At 62.4% G+C, this 19,374-nt stretch carries 6 protein-coding genes; 1 reads left to right on the top strand and 5 read right to left on the bottom strand.

Translation table 11 applies throughout. The annotated features are described in order from the left end of the window. Positions 1-52 precede the first annotated feature (52 nt). Genes LOY56_RS14770 through LOY56_RS14750 form a run of 5 tightly spaced genes read right to left on the bottom strand, consistent with a single transcriptional unit; the run spans position 53 to position 18,948 of the window. Positions 53-1,108 carry a TauD/TfdA family dioxygenase gene (locus tag LOY56_RS14770; protein WP_258615078.1) on the bottom strand — a complete coding sequence of 352 codons (1,056 nt, stop codon included), beginning with the start codon at positions 1,106-1,108 and terminating at the stop codon, positions 53-55. 3 nt (positions 1,109-1,111) lie between these two features. Continuing rightward, positions 1,112-5,878 carry a non-ribosomal peptide synthetase gene (locus LOY56_RS14765; protein ID WP_258615076.1) on the bottom strand — a complete coding sequence of 1,589 codons (4,767 nt, stop codon included), beginning with the start codon at positions 5,876-5,878 and terminating at the stop codon, positions 1,112-1,114. Between the two features lie 23 nt (positions 5,879-5,901). Beyond that, the gene (locus tag LOY56_RS14760; RefSeq protein ID WP_258615073.1) at positions 5,902-9,018 is read right to left on the bottom strand and encodes an amino acid adenylation domain-containing protein; all 3,117 of its coding nucleotides are present in this window, start codon (positions 9,016-9,018) and stop codon (positions 5,902-5,904) included. A gap of 8 nt (positions 9,019-9,026) precedes the next feature. Next, a complete protein-coding gene (locus LOY56_RS14755; protein ID WP_258615072.1) occupies positions 9,027-17,960 on the bottom strand; it encodes a non-ribosomal peptide synthetase in 8,934 nt (2,977 codons plus the stop codon). Position 17,961: 1 nt separating this feature from the next. Further along, complete coding sequence (locus LOY56_RS14750; protein WP_258615070.1) at positions 17,962-18,948, bottom strand: TauD/TfdA family dioxygenase; 987 nt, start codon at positions 18,946-18,948, stop codon at positions 17,962-17,964. Positions 18,949-19,149: 201 nt separating this feature from the next. Here LOY56_RS14750 and LOY56_RS14745 point away from each other — a divergent pair, with 201 nt between their 5' ends. Continuing rightward, a complete protein-coding gene (locus LOY56_RS14745; RefSeq protein ID WP_258615067.1) occupies positions 19,150-19,365 on the top strand; it encodes an MbtH family NRPS accessory protein in 216 nt (71 codons plus the stop codon). Positions 19,366-19,374 lie beyond the last annotated feature (9 nt).

The following is a 19,374-nucleotide window of genomic DNA, read 5'->3' as shown; positions in this document are numbered from 1 at the left end:
TTGAGGCCTTGAAAAATAGGGGCAAGTCAGGCCCGTAGAACGGGCGAGCGGTTCAGGGTTTGAGCGCCACGTCTGTGCTGTTCAGTGCTTCGGCCATGGAGACCAGGATGCGCCTGGGGCCGTTGTATTCATTGCGCGCATGCACCGAGAGCATGTTGTCGAGCAACAACACATCGCCGCGTTGCCAACTGAACTCGATCATGTTTTGCCGGTACACGGCGCGCAGATGCTCCAGCACCTCGGGCTCGATCGGGCTGCCATCGCCATAAAAAGTGTTCTGCGGCAGATCGTCGGCATCGGCGAAGTCAGCCTGCAGTGCGTCACCGACGCTGGCCGGCAGCGTGCTGACGTGGAAAAACGTGGCATGGTTGAACCAGAGGATTTCGTCGGTGCGCGGGTGACGGACCAACGCCGGGCCGACCTGGCGCGTGCGCAGGCGATTGTTGTCTTTCCATTGCGTCTGGATGCCGACACTGGCGCAGTAGGCCTCGACCTGCGCCCGGTCCTCGGTCTGGAACACGGTTTGCCAAGGCAGGCCAAAGCCGTCTCCGTAGTTACGCACGTACATGATGCCCAGGCGGGCGAAGCGTTCGCGTACCTGCGGATCGATGCCACGGGTAATGGCGCGGGTATCGCCGATCGGCGTTTCACCACGCCATTGCGGGGCGACGTCGCACCACAGGAAAATCTTCAACGGGAACACCGGTGAGTAAGAGTGTTCGTTGTGCGGGAAAATGCGCTGGTCTTGCGGGTAGTCGGTGGAGGTGTAGATGTTCAGGCGTGGATCGACCTGCGTCCTCGGCGAGGCCCTGAATTTGTACTCCAGCGCACCGCCCGACAGCGAGCTGATGCATTGGTCGAAGGCCGTGGCGTTGTCGACCTGGAAATTACGAAACAGCAACGCGCCGTGCTCCAGGAGTTTGCGCTCGATCAGTTCCCGTTGCCGTTGCGCCCAGGCGATCAGATTGACACCGGGGCTGGCAGGTTCGCACAGCAATGTGTAGTTCTGACCGTCATTGAGCGGCTTGAAGGTGACCAGTGCGTCTTCATCCAGGCGAATCGGCTTGCGGCGCATGCCGCCCAGGGTAGGTGTCGCGGGACCATTCATGTCTTATCCCTCCATAGAGTCAGTGGTGAATCGAGTACGCCGACGTGCGCTGCCCAACCGGGCCAGGCTCTGCTCGTTGCGTGCGCTCAGATGCTTCATGCGTTGTTCATGGGTTTGCCGTTTCAGGTCCTGGGCGAGGTCGTCGATCAATCGCTCTGGGTCGGTGACAACGTGCTCCAGCAGCGTACTGAAGGCCTTGGCGAAAGCCTCGGCCGTGATCGTGTCGAACAAGTCGGTGCTGTATTTGAGGGTGCAGGCCAGGGCGCCCCGGTCTTCTTCCACGGTGAGGTGCAGGTCCAGTTGTGACTGACCGTGCTCGATGCGCTCGGGCAGCACTTCCAGCCCCGGCATTTGCAACACGCTTGCCGGTTGGTTTTGCAGCACCAGCTTGACCTGGAACAACGGGTTGTAGGCGAGGCTGCGCGGCGGGTTGAGCGCTTCAACCAGCTTGTTGAAAGGCAACTCCTGATGTTTGAAAGCGTCCAGTACCTGGGGGCGCAGGCGCTGGATCAACCCACTGAACGTCGGGTTGCCGGTCAGGTCACCGCGCAGGGCCAATTGATTAATGAAAAAGCCGATAAGCCCTTCGGTCTCCGCGCGGTTGCGGTTGGCCACGTCGGTGCCGATCACCGGATGCTGGCGACCGCTTTGGGCATACAGGCACACCTGCAAAGCCCCCAGCAAGCCCATGAACAAGGTCGCCCCGTTGCTCAGGCAAAGCTGTTTCAGGGCTTGGGCGGTGTGCTCGCCGATCTGGAACGAACAGCGTGCGCCTTGTCCGCTCATGGCCGCCGGGCGCGGTCTGTCGCTGAGCAGGTCCAGCGGCGGCTGAGGTTCGCCAAGCGCCTGCTTCCAGTAGCCCAGCTGACGTTCCAGCATCGGCTCATCCAGGTATCGCTGCTGCCAGGCCGCGTAGTCGCAATACTGGATGGGCAAAGGCGCCAGGGTTGGACTTTCGCCGCTCAGGGCGGTGCGATAGAGGTGAGTCAGTTCGCTCACCAACAGGCCCATGGACCAACCATCGGAAACGATATGGTGCAGCACCAGCAACAGCAGGTGCTCATTGTCCCGCAGCTTGATCACATGCAAGCGCAGCAACGGCGCCTGGCGCAGATCGATCGGGCGTGTCGCCAGGTCAATCAACAATAGTCGGGCGGCGTTTTCGGATGCTTCGACAGGCAGGGCGCTGAGGTCATGCAATGGCATCGGCAGATCGATATCGGCCTGCACCTGTACGAAGAGTTCCGCGTCCCGTTCGTGGAAGCTGCTGCGCAACGCTTCATGGCGCTGCACCAGCCCTCGGAATGCCTGATGCAACGCATCGATCTCCAGGTGACCGCGCAAGCGCGCCGCGCTGGGGATGTGATACGCCGCGCTCTCGGGTTGCATGGCCTGCACCAGCCACATCCCTTGTTGTGCGTGGGACAGCAACCGCCGGCCATGAGACGGGATAGGTGCGGGCTCTATCGGTTGCTCGCTGCTGGCCTCGGCTTTGGACAGCGCAAGCGCCAATTGCGCGATGGTCGGTGCTTCGAAAAACGCCCGCAGGGGCAGTTCGATGTTCAGCGCCAGGCGAATTCGCGTGACCAATTGAGCGGCCAGCAATGAGTGCCCACCCAGGGCGAAAAAGTTGTCGTGCAGGTCTATGGATTCCAGCCCGAGTACTTCTTGCCAGAGCATCAGCAACTGCTGCTCCTGCGGGGTCTCGGGCCCGCGCACCGGTGTGGCTTGCAGCGAATAATCGGGGGCCGGTAGCGCTGCTCTGTTGAGCTTGCCGCCCGGGGTCAGCGGTATCTGCTCAAGGGAGACGAAGGCGGATGGCACCATGTAGTCAGGCAAATGTTCGGCAATGTGTTCGCGCAAGGTGGTGAATGCCAAGGGTTCTGCCTGGTAAACCACATAGGCGACCAGGCGACGATCGCCAGGCCGGTCCTCACGCACGATCACCAAGGCCTGGCGTATCGCTGGATGACTCTGCAAGCGTGATTCGATCTCGCCCAATTCGATCCGAAAGCCCCGCAGCTTGACCTGCTGGTCGATCCGGCCGAGGTATTCGTAGGTGCCGTTGGGCAAGCGCCGCACCCGATCACCGGTGCGGTACAGGCGGCTGCCCGGCGGGCCGAACGGGTCGGGGCAGAAGCGTTCGGCGGTCAACCCCGGAACGTCGTGATAACCCCGGGACAGTAATGAGCCGCCAATGCACAGCTCCCCGGGCACACCGACAGGCGCGAGGTTGTCATCGCGGTCGAGCAGGTAATAGGCACGGCCGTGCAAGGGTTCGCCGATCGGCATTTGCAGTGGCAAGTGTTCACTGGCCAGCAGCTCGGTGCAGTCCTGAATACTCGACACCACGGTGATCTCCGTGGGGCCGTAGATGTTCAGCAGCCGGACATGACTCAGCCCGGCCTTGCGCCAGGCGTTGAGCCCTTCGGGAGGCATGGCTTCGCCACCGACGCTGACCAGACGCAGGGTACCGTAGGCGTTGGCCGGGTCCAGGGCGAAGTCCTGGGCCAGTTGGTACCAATAGGCGGTGGTCAGGCAGGCTGCCACGGTGATGCCATGGCGATACAGTCGGGCGAGGAATTCGCGGCTGTCCCATAACTCGGGGCCGCGTACGACCAGGCTGGCGCCGCACACCAGTGGAGGAAACAGCTGATCGACGAAACCATCAAAGTTGAACGTGGAGAACTGCAGCACCCGATCTTCGGGGCCAACGCCGTAATAGGCACGAGCGACTTCGGTATAACCGGCCAGTGAACGGTGAGTGACCGCGACACCTTTGGGTTTGCCCGTGGAGCCGGAGGTGTAGATGACATAGGCCAGTTGTTCGCGATGCACGGTCCGGCCCGCCATGACGGGTTGAAGTCCAGGCATTGGCGGGAGTGCGCAGATGTCCAGGCATGGCCGTTGATAGGGCTTCACGACCGGCGCTGTGGACGCGTCGACCAACACCAGGCGAATGTCGGCATCGTCGATCATGTGAGCCAGGCGTTCGGCTGGAAATTGTGGGTCCAGCGGCACAAAGGCAAGCCCTGCTTTCAATGTGCCGAACACCGCCGCGATGATGTCCAGCCCCCGGGGCAGGCACAGTCCGATGCGCGCTTCCGGTGGCAGGTCGAGCGCCAGCAGATGTTGGGCAATACGGTCAGCCCGGCGTTGCAGTTCGGCGTAGGTCCAGGTCTGGTCATCGTGGATCAGCGCCAGGCTGTCCGGGGTTTTCGCCGCTTGCGCCGCCAGTCGCAGATGGACCAGCTCGGGCTGCGGCGAAAGCGCCAGTGAAGCCTGGCACTGCGCCAACAGATGCTGCTCGGCTTCGGCGTCGCGTATCGGCAGATGACCGATCATGCTGTCGGGAGCCTGTACCAGGCCCTGCAAAATGGCGCTGTAAGCCCGACCATGGTTGACGATGCTGTCATGTTCGAACAGATCGCCATTGTAGGTGAAGCACACCTCAAGTCGGTCGCTGCGCTCCGACACGTTGAGCACCAGGTCCAGTTGCGCGGTCATCTGCTGGCGCTCGATTTCCTCGATCTCAAGCCCTGGCAGTTGCAGTCGACGCGGCGCGTGATCGTCGAGCAGGTTGAACATCACCTGAAACAACGGCGAGTGGGAAAGATGGCGTTCAGGTTCGAGTGCCTGGACCAGTCGCTCGAAGGGCAGTTGCTGATGTTCCAAGGCACTGCGTCGCACGTTGTTGACGTCGTCCATCACCTCATTGAAGGTGCGCCGGCCGTTGAGTTCGCAGCGCATGACCAGGGTGTTGATGAAGCAGCCGATCAAACCTTCGGTTTCCACGCGCGTGCGGTTGGCCACGGGCACGCCGACACGCAGGTCGGTCTGGCCGCTAAGGCGATACAGCAGAACGTTGAAGGCGCTCAACAGCACCGTGAACAATGTGGTGCCGCGCGCTTTCGCAAGCTGTCGCAAACCTTCGGTCAATGTCGGGTCGACGGTGAGGTAATGGCGGGCGCCACGACCGCTTGAATGCTTCTGGCGAGGACGGTCGGTCGGCAGTTCCAGCAAGGGTTGTTCCCCCGCCAGGTGTTCGCGCCAATAGTTCAGCTCCGGTGCCAGTGCGCTGTCACTCAGGCAGGTCTGTTGCCACAGCGCGTAATCGGCATATTGGACCGGCAACGCGGCTAGTTGCGCCTCGATGCCTTGCAGGGCGGCGCTGTAGGACGCGCTCAGTTCCTTGACCAGGATCCCCAGGGACCAGCCGTCCGCGACGATATGGTGTGCGGTCAGGATCAGCACATGCTCGTCGTCGCCGAGTTTTACCAGCAGGCAGCGCAGTGACGCCTGTTGCAGGTCGAAGGAGCGGTTGGTTTCGCTGTCGATCAGATGTTGCAGGCGTGATTCGCGATCGCTGCCGGGCTCATCTGAAAGATCGATCAGCGCCAGCGCCAACGGCAGCTGCTCGTGAGTGATCTGATGCGCCTTGCCCTCGGCTTCGTGAAACGTGCTGCGCAAAATCCCATGCCGTGCCACCAGTTGATCGACGCTGTGTTGCAAGGCGCCGATGTTGAGCGCGCCACGCAAGCGCAATGCGGCCGGCATGTTGTAGGCGCTGCTGTCGGGGTCGAGACGGTGGAGAAACCACAGGCGCTGCTGGGCCCAGGACAGCGGGCGCGGCCCTTCGTCAGCAGACGGGACAATCGGCAAGCGATTGAGTGGTATGCCTTGTGCCGCCAGTGCCGCGGCAAAGGCTGCGCGTTTGTGGGGTGTGAGCCTGGCGATGCGCTCAGCCAGTTGATGCGGGTTGATTTCCATAGCGTGATTGCGTCCTGGGGTCATCAGACAGAAGGGCTGGCGGACTTGGCGCGTGCCTGCAAGGCGGCGCGTTCCTCGGGCGACATCGCGGCCAGGGTGCGGCGCAGCTCGGCGATTTTCAGCAGTCGCCCCGGCTGGCTTTCCTGGGCGCGCAACGCCTGCGCCAAGGTCGCGATGCTCGGGTTGTCGAACACCAGCCCCGGCGGCACTTCCAGTTGCAACAGGTTGCGCAGGCGCGTGCAGAGCTTGATGACCATCAAGGAATGGCCGCCCAGATCGAACAGGCTGTCGGTGATGCTCAGGCTGTCGCGCTCCAGCAGTTCCTGGTAAAGATCGGCCAGCAGGGCTTCGAGTGCATCCCTTGGCGCGAGCTCGACGCGGCGTTCAGCCAGGCTGTCGGGTGTGGGCAGTGCTGCGTAATCAACCTTGCCGTTGGCCAGGCGCGGCAACGCTTGCACGCGCAGCACGTGCGAAGGGGTCAGGTAGTCGGGCAACGACGTGCGCAACTCGGCGAGCAAGTCAGTGCTTTCACGGCTGCTGACGGCGTAGGCCAGCAACTTGCCGCCCGTGAAATGCACCACCGCCTGACTGACGCCGGCCAGCTTCAGGAGTGCCGCCTCCAATTCACCGGGCTCGACACGAAAGCCGCGAATCTTGATCTGCTGGTCGCGGCGGCCCGCCAGGTGCAAGCGCCCGTTGGGCGAAAGCCGTGCCAGGTCTCCCGTGCGATACAGGCGTTGGCCCGGCTTGAATGGATCATCGATAAACGCATCCGCCGCTCGGTTCAGATAACCACGGCTGACTTGCGCGCCGCCCAGGTACACCTCACCCAAGGCGCCCAACGGCGCGGGTTGCAGACCTGCCGGGGTCTGCTCGAGGACATAGGCGCGGGTGTTTGCCAATGCCTGTTCCAGGGCCAGCGGTGCCGCGCTCTCGAACGCCTGGCTGAGGCTGAATAGCACGCCGACCGTGGTTTCGGTCGGGCCGTAGTGATTGTGTACCCGGCTATTGGGGGCCACTTGCTGGATGCGTTGGCGCAATGCGCCCGGGCAAGGTTCGCCACCCAGTATCACGACATCCGGCAAGACGCTGGCCTGGTCTTCGAGCAGTGCCGCCAAGTGTGACGGTACGATTTTCAGGCAGTCGATACGCTGATCGCGAATATAACGCGCGAATGCGCTGGCATCGCGGCTGGCTTCGTCACTGGCCAGCACCATGCAGGCACCGTTCCAGAGCGCGCCGTACAGCGTGGTATTGCCCAGGTCCGCAGCCACCGAGGAAATCAGCGCGAAGCGTTTGCAATGGGCCAGGTTCAGCGCTTCGCTGATCGCTGCGGTGTAGTTGAGCAAATGACCGTGTTCGATGATCACGCCCTTGGGTTCACCGCTGGTGCCAGAGGTATAGAGCAGATAAGCCGCGTCGTTGAGCGAGATGTCATCTGTCGAAGGCACAGCGACAACCGCCGAGTCTTGCAGCTCGCAGATGCTCACGCCCTGAGCAGAGCCGATGAGCAGTTGCGGCTGCGCATCGCCAAGGATTTTCTCCAGGCGAGCGGCCGGCCACGTCGGGTCCAGAGGGATGTAGGCAGCGCCGGCTCGCAGCACGGCGAACAGACCCAGCAGCAAGTCCGCCGAGCGTGGCAGCAGCAAGGCCACTGTCGACTCACGGCCAATACCTCGCGCGCACAAGGCACCGGCCAACTGCTCGACCTGTTCGTGCAGTTGTCGATAACTCAAGGTTTGGCTGTCGGTCTGTAATGCCGGTGCATCCGGCGTGTTGTGCGCCCAGTGGAACAGCCGCTGAGGCAGCGCCCGGGAGCCGAAGTCTCGGCTGGGGCCGCACAGCTGGAATTGGCGGGCCCGATGCTCGGCGTTGCTCAGCGGCAACTCGCGCATGGCGCGGGTGTTCAGCCCTTCGGGCAACGCGCGCAGCAGGCAGCCATATTGCTCCAGCAAGCATTGCAGGTCTTCGTCGCCATAGTGCGCGCCGGGCGCCTGGACGCTGACCGTCAGCCCCGGACCGTGCTCATCCAGTACGACTTGCAACGCCAACTCGAAGCACGAGTCGACACCCGGCAATGTATCGACCTGCCAGCGCAGGCCTGCGTTGTCGATGTTTTGGCAGTGGCTTGCCAGGTTGAAACCGACGTTGCGATGACGGGTATGGGCCGGGTCGGCGACGTTCCAGTATTCCTGTTGTTGAGTGTGTTCGTTGAGTTGACTGGCCAGGCTTTGCAGCCACTGGTCGAACGTGCCGTTCAGATCGGGTTTGAGCACCAGTGGCAGGATCTTTTCATAGACGCCAATTCCGTTGGCCAGGGTGTCGTAGTCGACACGGCAATCCTGTTGCCAGCCGGCGCAGAACACCGAGTGCCCGCCAATACGGGCCAACAGTAACCACCACGCCGCTTGCAGCACTGCCCCCAGCGGTTGCTGGCATTGATCGGCGAGTTGCTGCAGCGCGTGATGCAATTCGACGGGCAGGCGTTGACTCACCGGCGGGAGGCTACGCGGCCCCATCGGCTTGTGATGCGATCCCAGGTGCATCGGCGGCGTGTCCGCAAGTTCCAGCGCGGCCCAGTAGGCGCGACCGTTCAGGGCTTCGTCATCGGCATCGAGGTCGTTGCGCCATTCCACGTACTGCGAGTACTGGAACGCTTCTTCCAGCACGGTAGCGGGGCGAGCATAGAACTCGGCCAATTCACTGAACAGGTTTTGCAGGCTGAGCCGGTCGCTGGCGCAGGCAGCGACCAGCAGGTCGAGGCGCCATTGGGCCGGTGCCAGTTGACGCAAGATGCCGCGAACCAGACAACCGCTTTCAACGGAGAACGGCGCTTCATGCAGCGCAGCGCTTTGCTGTTGCTGCTCGGCGTCGGACAAACCGGGCCCCAGCACATGCCATTGCAGCGCTGGTGCCACGACGTGCTGGCGCAGGCTTCGATACAGGTTCGAAGGACGCAGCGCCGTGCGCAGGCTGGTATGGCGTTCGATCACTTGCAGCAACGCTTCATGCAGTTGCCCCGGGTGCAGCGGGCCTTCAAGGGTCATGCCCAGATGCACGGACGGGCGGCTGCTTTGCAAGGCGACGGACTGCTCCGCGCTGAGGGGCTGGTCGTGGTTCGTTTCCGGGTTATTGCTCATGGTAGGGCTCAATCCTGCAGTTCCATTGCGTTGTTGTAATTGGCCAGGTGAGCCGGCTCATGCAGATCCCCCATGGCGACGACAATTTTTCGCGGGCCCTCAAAGGGGTCACGGGCGTGAGCGGCCAGCAAGTTATCGAGCATGATCACATCGCCCTGTTGCCAGTCGAAACGCACCGCGCATTCTTCGTAGAGTCGACCTATCAGCGCCATGGTTTCGGGGTCGATGGGGCTGCCATCACCGAAATACACCTGGCGTGGCATACGTTCCTGACCGACCATTCGCAGCAGGTCTTCGCGTACCTGAGGGTCCAGGCAAAAGGTGTGGTGCAGTTGAATCTGATTGAAGAAGCTGCGCTCGCCACTCAGCGGGTGGTGGATCACCGCCGGGCAACGGGTGCGGGTTTGCAGCTCGTCATTGGCCAGCCAGCTGAACTCGGTGCCGCTGGCCCGGCACTGGGCCTCGACTTCGTCGCGATCTTCGGTCTTGAAGAACTCCCGCCAGTTGACATCCAGTCGCTCGGTGAACGTACGCACATAAAGCAACCCTTTGCTTTCGAACCTTGCGGCCAGGGCTGTCGGCAAGCGACGGTACAGTTCGCGGCAGTCAACGATGGGCGTCGCACCGCCGACAGGCGAAGGTTGTTCACAGAAGAACCATTGTTTGCGTGGAGAGCGGGGCAGGTGCGAGCTCTCGTTGTGGAACAGGATCATCTCCCGCTCGGGATAAGGCGTGGAACGGTAGATATTGCGTCCGCCTTCCTTCTTCGGCAGGTCGCCATAACCCCCGAACAGGCCGGGGTGGATGGCCTCGGCGAAGGCTTCGAAGGCCTTGGCGTCGTCCAGGGCAAAGCCGCGAAACAGCAGGCCGGCGTGCTGGCACAGCAAGGTATCGATCAGGTCCCGGGAGCTTTGTGCCCATCCCACTGGATCCAGGTCCGGCACACAGGGTTCGATCATCAAGGGAAATTCCCGTCCCGGCAGCAGCGCGGCGGTGCGGATCAGCGGCTTGGGCGCGGTGGCGCGGGCCGGCATCTTTTTTAACTTGTCGAGTTTGCTCGATGGCGAGGGCGAATTAGCCAAGGCGGATGACTCCACGGAGGGCAATGTGACGGTGAAATGAGAGAGGGCAGCGTGGGGCTGCTCGACGACTTGTTGCAGCAGGTTCAGCCAGGCACGGATCAAGGCCTCGATACGCTCGCCCTTGAACAGTGCGCGGGCGTAGACCCAGTCGCCGCGCATGACATCGCCCTGGCGCTCGAGGAACAGCGCCATGTCGAACTTGCTGGTGCGTTCCGCCGGGGGCTGCTGGCGCACTTGCAGACCGGGAATGGCAAAGTCAGCCTGGGGCGTGTTCTGCAGGACGAACAGGGCTTGCACCAAGGGGTTGCGGCTGCGATCGCGGGGTACTTGCAAGGCTTCGACAATGCGATCGAAGGGCAACGCCTGATGCTCAAAGGCCTGCAGACAGGTGTCGCGAGTACGGCCCAGGAAATCGCTGAAGCGCTCGTTGCTCATTCGACGCGAGCGCAGCGGCAGGACGTTGACGAAGAAGCCGATCAAACCTTCAAGGCTGGCGTCGTCGCGACCGGCGACATCCGTGCCCAGTAACAGCTCATCGTTGCCAATCAAGTGATGCAGCAGCAATTCGAAGGTGCTGAGCAGCACCATGTACAGGGTGACTCCTTCAGCCAGGGCCAGTGCCTCGAGGCGTGCCAGCAGTGGCGCGGGTATTTCCAGGGCTTTGGCGGCGCCCCGTGCATCGGCCAGGGCCGGGCGCGGCCAATCGGTCGGTAGCGCGAGTACGGGTGGCGCACCGCGCAGCTGTTCCTGCCAGAAAGTCACTTCGTGATCGAGGCTTGGACCTTGCAGGCATTCACGCTGCCAGTGCGCATAGTCTGCGTATTGCACCGGCAAGGGAGCCAGTTGCGGGTCTTTGTCGGCATGGAGCGCGGTATACACATGACTGAGTTCATTGATCAGTACGCCGACCGACCAGCCGTCAGCGACCATATGATGCAAGCCCAGGAACAACAGGTGCTGATGCGCGTCGAGCTTGAGTACCCGCGCCCGGATCAAGGGCGCCTGTGCCAGATCGAAGGGACGTCGCAGGTTGTTCAGGCTTTCCTGATCGGCCACGGCCTGGCGCTGCCCGGCATCGAGGTGCGACACATCGCGCAGCGGCACGTCCAGTTCAAGGTGCGGCACGATCAGCGACACCGGTTCGCCGTCGATGTCCGAATAGGCGGTGCGCAGGACCTCATGACGTTCGAGCAGGGCATTGAAAGTAGCGCGCAGGACGCTCATGTCCAACGCACCTTGCAGGCTGAGGGTGGCGGCCATGTTGTAGGCCGCGGATGGCCCGTGCAGGCGATCGATCATCCACAGACGATGTTGGCTCAGGGACAGCGGCATGTGCACCTGGCGCTCGACGGGGTGCAACACTGGCGCGCTGGTGGCGGCGTTGACCGGTTGTGCCGCCAGAGCGTCCAGGCACTGCGCCTGTTGCCACAGCAGCGGCGCATCGAAAACACTGCGCAGCGCCAGCTCCAGGCCGCAGCGTTGGCGAATGCGGGCGATCAGGCGGGTGGCCAGGAGTGAGTGCCCACCGGCTTCAAAGAAATGACTGTTGCGCCCCAGTCTCTGGGCCGGCAGCAGCGCCGCCCATAGCTCGGCCAGCACGTGTTCGTTGGCGCTGCTCGGGGGATCGACCTCGACGCTGTCCAGGGTGGGTGCCGGCAGGGCCTTGCGATCGATTTTGCCATTGGCGTTCTGTGGCCAGCTGTCCATCTGCACCCATAGTGAGGGCACCATGTAAGCAGGCAAACCATCACGCACGAACTGCGCCAGCGCGGCATCAGTGAGTGCGTGCCCGTGACGACCCTGCCAATGGCCCACCAGCATCTCGCTGCTGTCCAGTCGTTGCAGGCTGACCATGGCGCGCAAGATGTCGGGATGACGCTCCAGATGCGCTTCGATTTCTCCCGGTTCGATGCGGAAGCCTCGCAGCTTGAGCTGGAAATCCTTACGTCCGAAATACTGCAACACGCCGTCGTCACCCCAGCGCGCCAGATCGCCGCTCAGGTAAAGACGACTGCCTGCCTCGCCGAACGGGTTGGGAATGAAGCTGGCGGCGGTGCGCGACGGGTCTGCCAGATAGCCGCGACTGACGCCGATGCCGCCGATGGCCAATTCGCCGACCACGCCGTTGGGCAGCGGTTGAAGGTCGTGGCCCAGAACGTACAGTTCGGCATTGGCGGTGGGCCGGCCGATCGCCACGCTGGTGCCTTGATCGGGCGCGTTGCGCAATGGCTGGAAGGCCACGTCATCCGAACACTCGGCTGGACCATAGGCGTTCATCAACGGAATGTGCGGGTAATGACTGAACCATTGCTGGGTGGTTGCCACCGGCAGGGCTTCACCGGTGGGCAGCACCCAGCGCAGCTCCGGCAATGACACCGGCTGGTCGGCCTGGCTTTCCAGCATCGCCTGCAACAACGCCGGTACCGGCTCAAACAGGCTGACGTGGCGCGTGCGCAGGACCTGAAGCAGTGCCTGGGGATCGCGTACGACACTGTCGCCGATGATCTCCACGCAAGCGCCGAACAGCGGTGCGGTGAGGGCTTGCCAGACAGAAATATCAAAACAGGCCGGTGCGGTCTGAGCGATCACATCGTTCTGGTTCAGACCCAGCGGTTCCAGCTTGGCCAGCATGTTGTTGAGCATGCCGGCGCGAGTGACCATCACGCCTTTGGGCTGACCGGTGGAGCCTGAGGTGAACAGCACGTAGGCCAGTTGATCCTGACGTGCCGGTTGTTGCGGCAGACGTCCGAGCGCACTCATTTCCACCAGATCGTGCGGCAAGGCGTGCTTGCCCTGATAGACCGAAGCCAGGCGCTCTGCGTACTCGGGCGCGCAGATCACCATCGGCTGTTCGAGCCGCGCCAGCACCTGTTGCCAGCGCGCCGGGGGTTGAGAGGGCTCCAGCGCCAGCCAGGCACAGCCTGCGCGCAAGGTCGCGACCATCAGGCACAACCAGTCGATGCCCCGGTCGACGAGCAAGGCGATCGGCTGATCGGGTTGCGCGCCCAATGCCTGGAGACCACGGGCCATGACGTCCGAGCGTTGCCAGAGTTGGGCATACGTCAGGGACTGCTCGGCACACCGTGCGACCCATCGTTGAGGGTGGGCGGCGACTTGGGCGGCCACCCGTTGCTCCCAACTGTCTTCGAGGCTGTAGCCGGCCCGATGGGTTCCCCAGTCAAGCAGGCGCGCGCGTTCGTCGGCGGTCATGATCGACAACTGCTCGAGACGGGTGCCGGGCGCGGTGTCCATGGCGAGCAGGAGCCGGTGCAGATGATCGATCAGCGCTTGCAGCGATTCGACCGGCAGACGTCGGGCGTCGGCGCTGAAAAGCACCTCCAGGCGGCGTCCGGGCAGGGCCTCGACCGTGAGGCCGTAACTGGTCTGCTCAAGGTTATCCATGACCTTGAGCGTCAATTCACCGGATTGCAGTTGCCGCTCACCCAGGGCCGGCAGATTCTGGAACACCAGCAGCGTGTCGAACAGTCCGGCGCCTCGTGGGTGCTGCCGAAGGATTTCGGCCAGCGGCGTTTGCTCATGTTCGCGCATGGCGACGCTGATTGCCTGGACCTGATGCAGGTAGTCGCCCAGGGTCAACCCGGAGTCAACCTGCAGACGCAGCGGCAGCGTGTTGATGAATACGCCGAGCATCTGCCCGGCATCTGGCAGATCACCCGGCCGCCCGCTGCTGGTGACACCGAACATGACGTCAGGCTGGTTGTTGTAGCGCGCCAGCAGCAAACCCCAGGCCGCTTGTATCAGCGTATTGAGGGTGACCCGGGTGTTTTTCCCGAGGGTGTTCAACGCGGTGGTTTGCGCTTCGCTGAGTTGCAGGCTGCGGGTGCAGTAAACCGCTGTTGCCGCGCTTTCCGCAGGGCTCAGGACGGGCAGGGACCCTGCGCCTTCGAAGCTTGCCAGGCGCTGCTGCCAGTAAGCCTGGCTCTGGGCGTCCGGTTGCGCGGCGAGCCAGTCGATATAGTCGCGGTAGGGTGGCCGGGTGTCGACCGCGATGCCGTTGTAGCGGGCGAGTATCTCTTCCATCAACATCACCGAACTCCAGCCATCGGCGATCAGGTGATGGCGGCTCCACACCAGCCATGTACGCTGCTCGTCGAGGTGGATCAGTGCGATGCGTTGCAAGGGTGGACGCTGCGGATCGAAACCCAGCGCGCGGTCAGCCTGGCAGTAATCGGCCATGGCTTGCTGGCGTTGGGTCTCATCGAGTGTGCTCCAGTCCAGTTGTTGTACCGGCAAGTGCAGGTCGCGATAGACCCCTTGCAGGGGTTCCTCCAGGCCCTGCCAGAGGATCCCGGTACGCATCAATGGATGCGCGGAAAAGGTATCGCGCCACGCGGCCAGGTAGCGCGCAGGCTCCAGCGGGCCTTGCAATTCGGCGTGCAGCTGGTTGACATAAACGCCATTGCCGCCCTCCAGCAGACTGTGAAACAACAGCCCTTTTTGCAGCGGCGAAAGCGGATAGGCATCCTCCAGTCCGGTACCGGCCAGGGCGTTGAGCGCCTCGCGTTCGATAGGGCTAAGGGAGAAAACCGCCGGTGGATTCGCCGGCGCTTGAGGCACCGGAGCGGCCACCGCCGGTGCGCGGCAATTGATCAGGCTGGCCAGCGCTTCGATGCGCGGGTGGGCGAAAAGCTCTTTTGGACTGAATCGCAGGCCTTGCTTGCGTGCCTTTGCAATCAATTGCAGGGCGATGATTGAGTCCCCTCCCAAGGCGAAAAAATCGTCCTCGCGGCCCAGATCAGTACGTTGCAGGACATCACGCCACAGGGCGGTTAATTGCGCTTCCAAATGCTTGAGGGGCGAATCCAGTGTGGCAGCCAGTTGCGCAATGGTGGGGTGAGCGAAGAAGTGCTTGGGTGTGAACTTGAGTTGTGCCTTGCGCGCGCCGGCGATCAATTGCAGGGCCAGGATCGAGTCGCCGCCCAAGGCGAAGAAATCATCGTGGATCGACAGCGAGGACTTGCCGAGCAGGGCGCACCACAGTTCCATCAACAACGCTTCGACCGGATCGCGGGGGGCGATGTCCAGCGTGTTTTGTCGCTGACTCTGTTCCGGGGCGGGCAGGTTGTGTCGATCGACTTTACCGTTTGCCAGGCGCGGCAGTTCGGTCAGTTCGACATACAGGCTCGGTAACATCGGCTCAGGCAGTTGCGCCGCCAGTTGCCGGCGCAACTGTTCGCGATCCAGCCCGGTGTCCGGCACCAGGTAAGCGATCAGTTTTGCGGCATCGTTGTCGCCCAATGTCCGGGCCACCACGACCGCCTCGCGCACGCCATCACAGGCCCTGAGGCACGCTTCGATTTCCCCTGGCTCAACGCGAAAGCCACGGATCTTCACTTGATCATCAATACGTCCAAGGAACTCTACGACGCCTGAAGGCAGCAGTCGTGCACGGTCACCGGTGCGATAAAGGCGCTGACCCACGCCACTGAACGGGTTGGGGATGAACCGCTCAGCGGTGAGACCGGGTTGCCCCAGGTAACCATCGGCAACGCCCGGGCCACCGATATAGAGCTCGCCGGCGCTGCCCAGTGGCATCGGGTCCAGGTAGCGATCGAGCACGTGAACGTTGACATTGGCCAGTGGCGCGCCAATCGGTGCAAAACCTGAAAAAGTATCGTCAGACTCGTTCACTGCTTGAGTCAGGCAGCCGACGGTGGTTTCTGTGGGGCCGTAATGGTTAACGATCCGGCAGCCCGGCGACAACGCTTGCAGGCGCTTTACCAGCGTCAGGTCCAGGCCTTCGCCGCCCAGCACCAGGCATTGGCGCGGGAGCAGACGCTGTGGGTCGGCGACCGCGAGCAGGGCGTTGAGGTGCGACGGTACGATCTTCAGGCAATCGACTGGCGCGGCGGCCAGGCTTTGCGCCAGCTCTTCGGGGTCAGCGGCCAGTTGTTCATCGATCAGGCGCAGGGTTCGTCCGGTCAACAGCGCGCCAAACCAGGCGGTGTAACCCAGGTCCGCGGCCACGCTGGCCAAGGCTGTCAGGCTGGCGTTTTCGCTCAGTGCCAGACTCTGCATCACCCCGTCGACGTAGTGAATCAGGTTGCCCTGGGTCACGCGCACGGCTTTTGGCGTGCCTGTGGAGCCTGAGGTGTAAATCAGGTAGGCCAGTTGTTGAGGGTGGGCAGGCGCGGCATTCATGGGAGCGACGCCTGTGCCTTGGGCCAGGCAGCGCACGGTTTGATCGGGGCCGATCAGTACGCTGGCAGCGCTGTTATCGAGCAACTGCTGACGTCGGGATTCAGGCAATGCCGGGTCCAGGCACAGATAAGCCGCGCCCAGTTTCCAGCTGGCCAGCATGGCCGTCATCAGCATGCGGCCCCGGGGCAGGGCCAGGGCGACAATCTGGCCTGTGCCTGTTCCGGCGCTACGCAGCTGTTGTGCCAATGCTTCGGCCGCCTGGTCCAGCTCGGCGTAAGTGAGCGAACCGTTGGCGTCGCTCAGGGCAGTTCGATCGCGGTGCGTGCGTACCTGGTGTTCGAATGCTTCGACAGCGGTTGCAAAGGCAGGCTGGTTGTTCAACCCCAGACAGCGCGATGCCGCTGAGGGCGGACAGGCCGGCAGGTCGCTGACCCGCGCCTCGGGCATCTGCTGAGCCTTGCCGGCAAACCAGACGAAATCTTCGGCCAGACGGGCGATACGCTGCGCATCGAACAGGTCGGTGCGATAGCGCCATTGCGCGAGCAATTGGGCGCCGTCGTCCTGCCAGCGCAGGTTGAGGTCGTTGGCCGCGCCACGTTGGGTGAACAGATGCTCTTGCACGCTGTACTCGCCGAATTGCTCGTCGCGGCGGCTGGGCATGTAGGTCAGCATGCAGCGAAACAATGGGCCGTTACCGACGTCTTCCTGCATGCGCACCGCTGGATAACGGCGATGACGCAAGCCTTCACGCATTTGTTGCGCGATGTCGCGCAGACAATCGGCCAGGGTCGGGTTGTGCTCGAAACGAGCGCGCAGCGGCAGGCTGTTGAGCGTAAAGCCCATCAGGTTTTTGTATTTGGCTTTGTGCCGGTCCATGGTCGGCGTGCCGATCAGGAAGTCGTCCTGGTCGCTGCAGCGATGCATGAACACCTGAAACAGCCCGGCCAGTAACACAAACAGGCTGACATGATGGGTGTCGGCCATGGTGCGCAGATGGCTGCTCTGGGACTCACTGAGCAGTAATTCGAATTCGTCGCCTTCGTAGTCGGGGGTGCGCGGGCGAGGGCGGTCCGGTGTCAATTCCAGGGCTGCGGGCGCCCCACCGAGTTGCGCCTGCCAGTAACTGGCGAGCGAGGCGAGCTTGCTGTCTTCCAGTAGCTCACGGTGATCGTTCAACCATTCGAAGTACAGGCCTGGCTCTGGCAAGACCAGCGGTTCGCCGGTGACTTGGGCATGGTAGGCGGCGAAGGTCAGCTTGAGCATCCATTCAACGCTCAGGAAGTCGCCGCTGATGTGGTGCGCCGCCATGCATAAATACAGACGACCTTGATTGCGCAGCAGCCGCAAGCGACAGATGTTTGCCGATGCGAGGTCGAACGGCTGGTCGGCATGATGCTCGATCCACGCCTTGACCCCTGCCGCGTCGAGGTCGTCGAGGCACTCCCAGGTTGCACTGACCTGGATCTGTTCGGGGCGCAACATCCACAGTTGCCCATCCACTTCCCGATAGCCGCAATGCAGCGTTTCGCAGTGTTCGACGACGCGTGTGAAGGCCGCGCACAGTGTGGCGGCGTCCAGGTCCGCCCGCAGCTCGCGAGCGGCAACCATGTTATAGGCATGACTGGCCGGGTTGAGTTGGTGAAACTGCCATAGAGCCTGCTGGCCGGGGCTGGCCAGGTGTAAGGGGGTGGACGTCATGTCAGTTTTGCTCCTGGGCAGGTTCGGCCATGGCGACGATCACTTGTCGAGGCCCTTTGAAGCTGGCACGCCCATGGGCGACCAGCATGTTGTCGAGCATCAGGACGTCGCCTTTTTCCCAAGGGAAATAAACGCTGTTTTCGGCCAGCACCCCACGAATTTCCTCCAGTGCACTTTCTTCCAGCTCCGTACCGTCGCCGTAATAGACATTGCGGGGCAGATCGAGCGGATCATCATCGACGACCGCCATGAGGCTTTCACGAATCGCCGGCGCAAGATTGGAAACGTGGAACAGGTGCGCCTGGTTGAACCAGACCCACGCCTGGGTTTTCGGATGACGGGCAACGGCCTGGCATATCTGGCGGGTGCGCAGTTCGCCATCGTCTTTCCATTCGAACGCAATGCGATTGGCCCGGCAGTAGGCCTCGGCCACCGCAGGGGCCACAGTGTTGAAGGCCTGTTGCCAGGACAAATCCAGGCCATTGCCATAATTGCGCACGTACATCAGGCGTTTATCACTGAAGCGCCGGCGCAACGCAGGGTTGAGCTGCTGGAAGATGCGACGACTGTCGGCGATAGGCGTTTCGCCACCCTCGACACTGGGCTGGACGCAATGGAACCAGATCTTCAAAGGCCATTGCAGGGTGTAGGACTGCTCGTTGTGCAGGGGGATAGTTTGATGGGCGGGGTATTCGGTAGAGGTGTAGACACCTTGCTCGATCGCTTTGCGGGGTGTCGAGCCAAATTCGTAATTGAGTAACTCATGGCCAAAACCGCGAACCAGCGATTGAAACGCTTGCTCTCCGAGAACATCGAACCCGCGCAGAAGCAGGGCGCCGGCCTCGTGCAATTGATCCTCGACCAACGCGTGAAGCTCGCTCAGGCACGGGCGCCTGCGCTCGAGCGGTTCCACCAGCAGTGGCAACGTGTTGTGCACCAGAAGTGGGCGCACGGATAACCCTGTTGCGTGCTCGACTTCCCGTCCCATGCGCTTGCTCCTTCTATTCAGTCATGTGTCAAAACGCCACTTTGTAGTGCGTTTTCTTGAGGCGAGAAATACTATCCGATACGAGTGACAGATGTTAATAATATTTATTAACATTCGCATTATTGGTTGTTGGCTGCCAGAATCATCCGCTCTCGCAGTCGTCAGGCTTCATTGGATAACGCTCGTACAAGGAACTGGGAAATGAGTTGGGACAATGCTGAAAGCGGTTTTATCGTGGTGGTCAATCACGAGGAGCAGTATTCGATCTGGCCGGATTACAAGGCGCTACCCGAGGGCTGGCGTGCGGCCGGCCAGCAGGGCAACAAGGCGCAATGCCTGGCCTGGATCGAGGAGCAATGGACGGACATGCGCCCGCTCAGTTTGCGTGTGGCCCTGCAAGCCACCCCACAGCGCTGAACGCTCGCC

Source organism: Pseudomonas sp. B21-048 (genome assembly GCF_024748615.1).
In the GTDB taxonomy this organism is placed as follows: domain Bacteria; phylum Pseudomonadota; class Gammaproteobacteria; order Pseudomonadales; family Pseudomonadaceae; genus Aquipseudomonas.
Note: the sequence above shows the minus strand (reverse complement) of the source record. Positions and strands in the feature narration are given on the sequence as shown.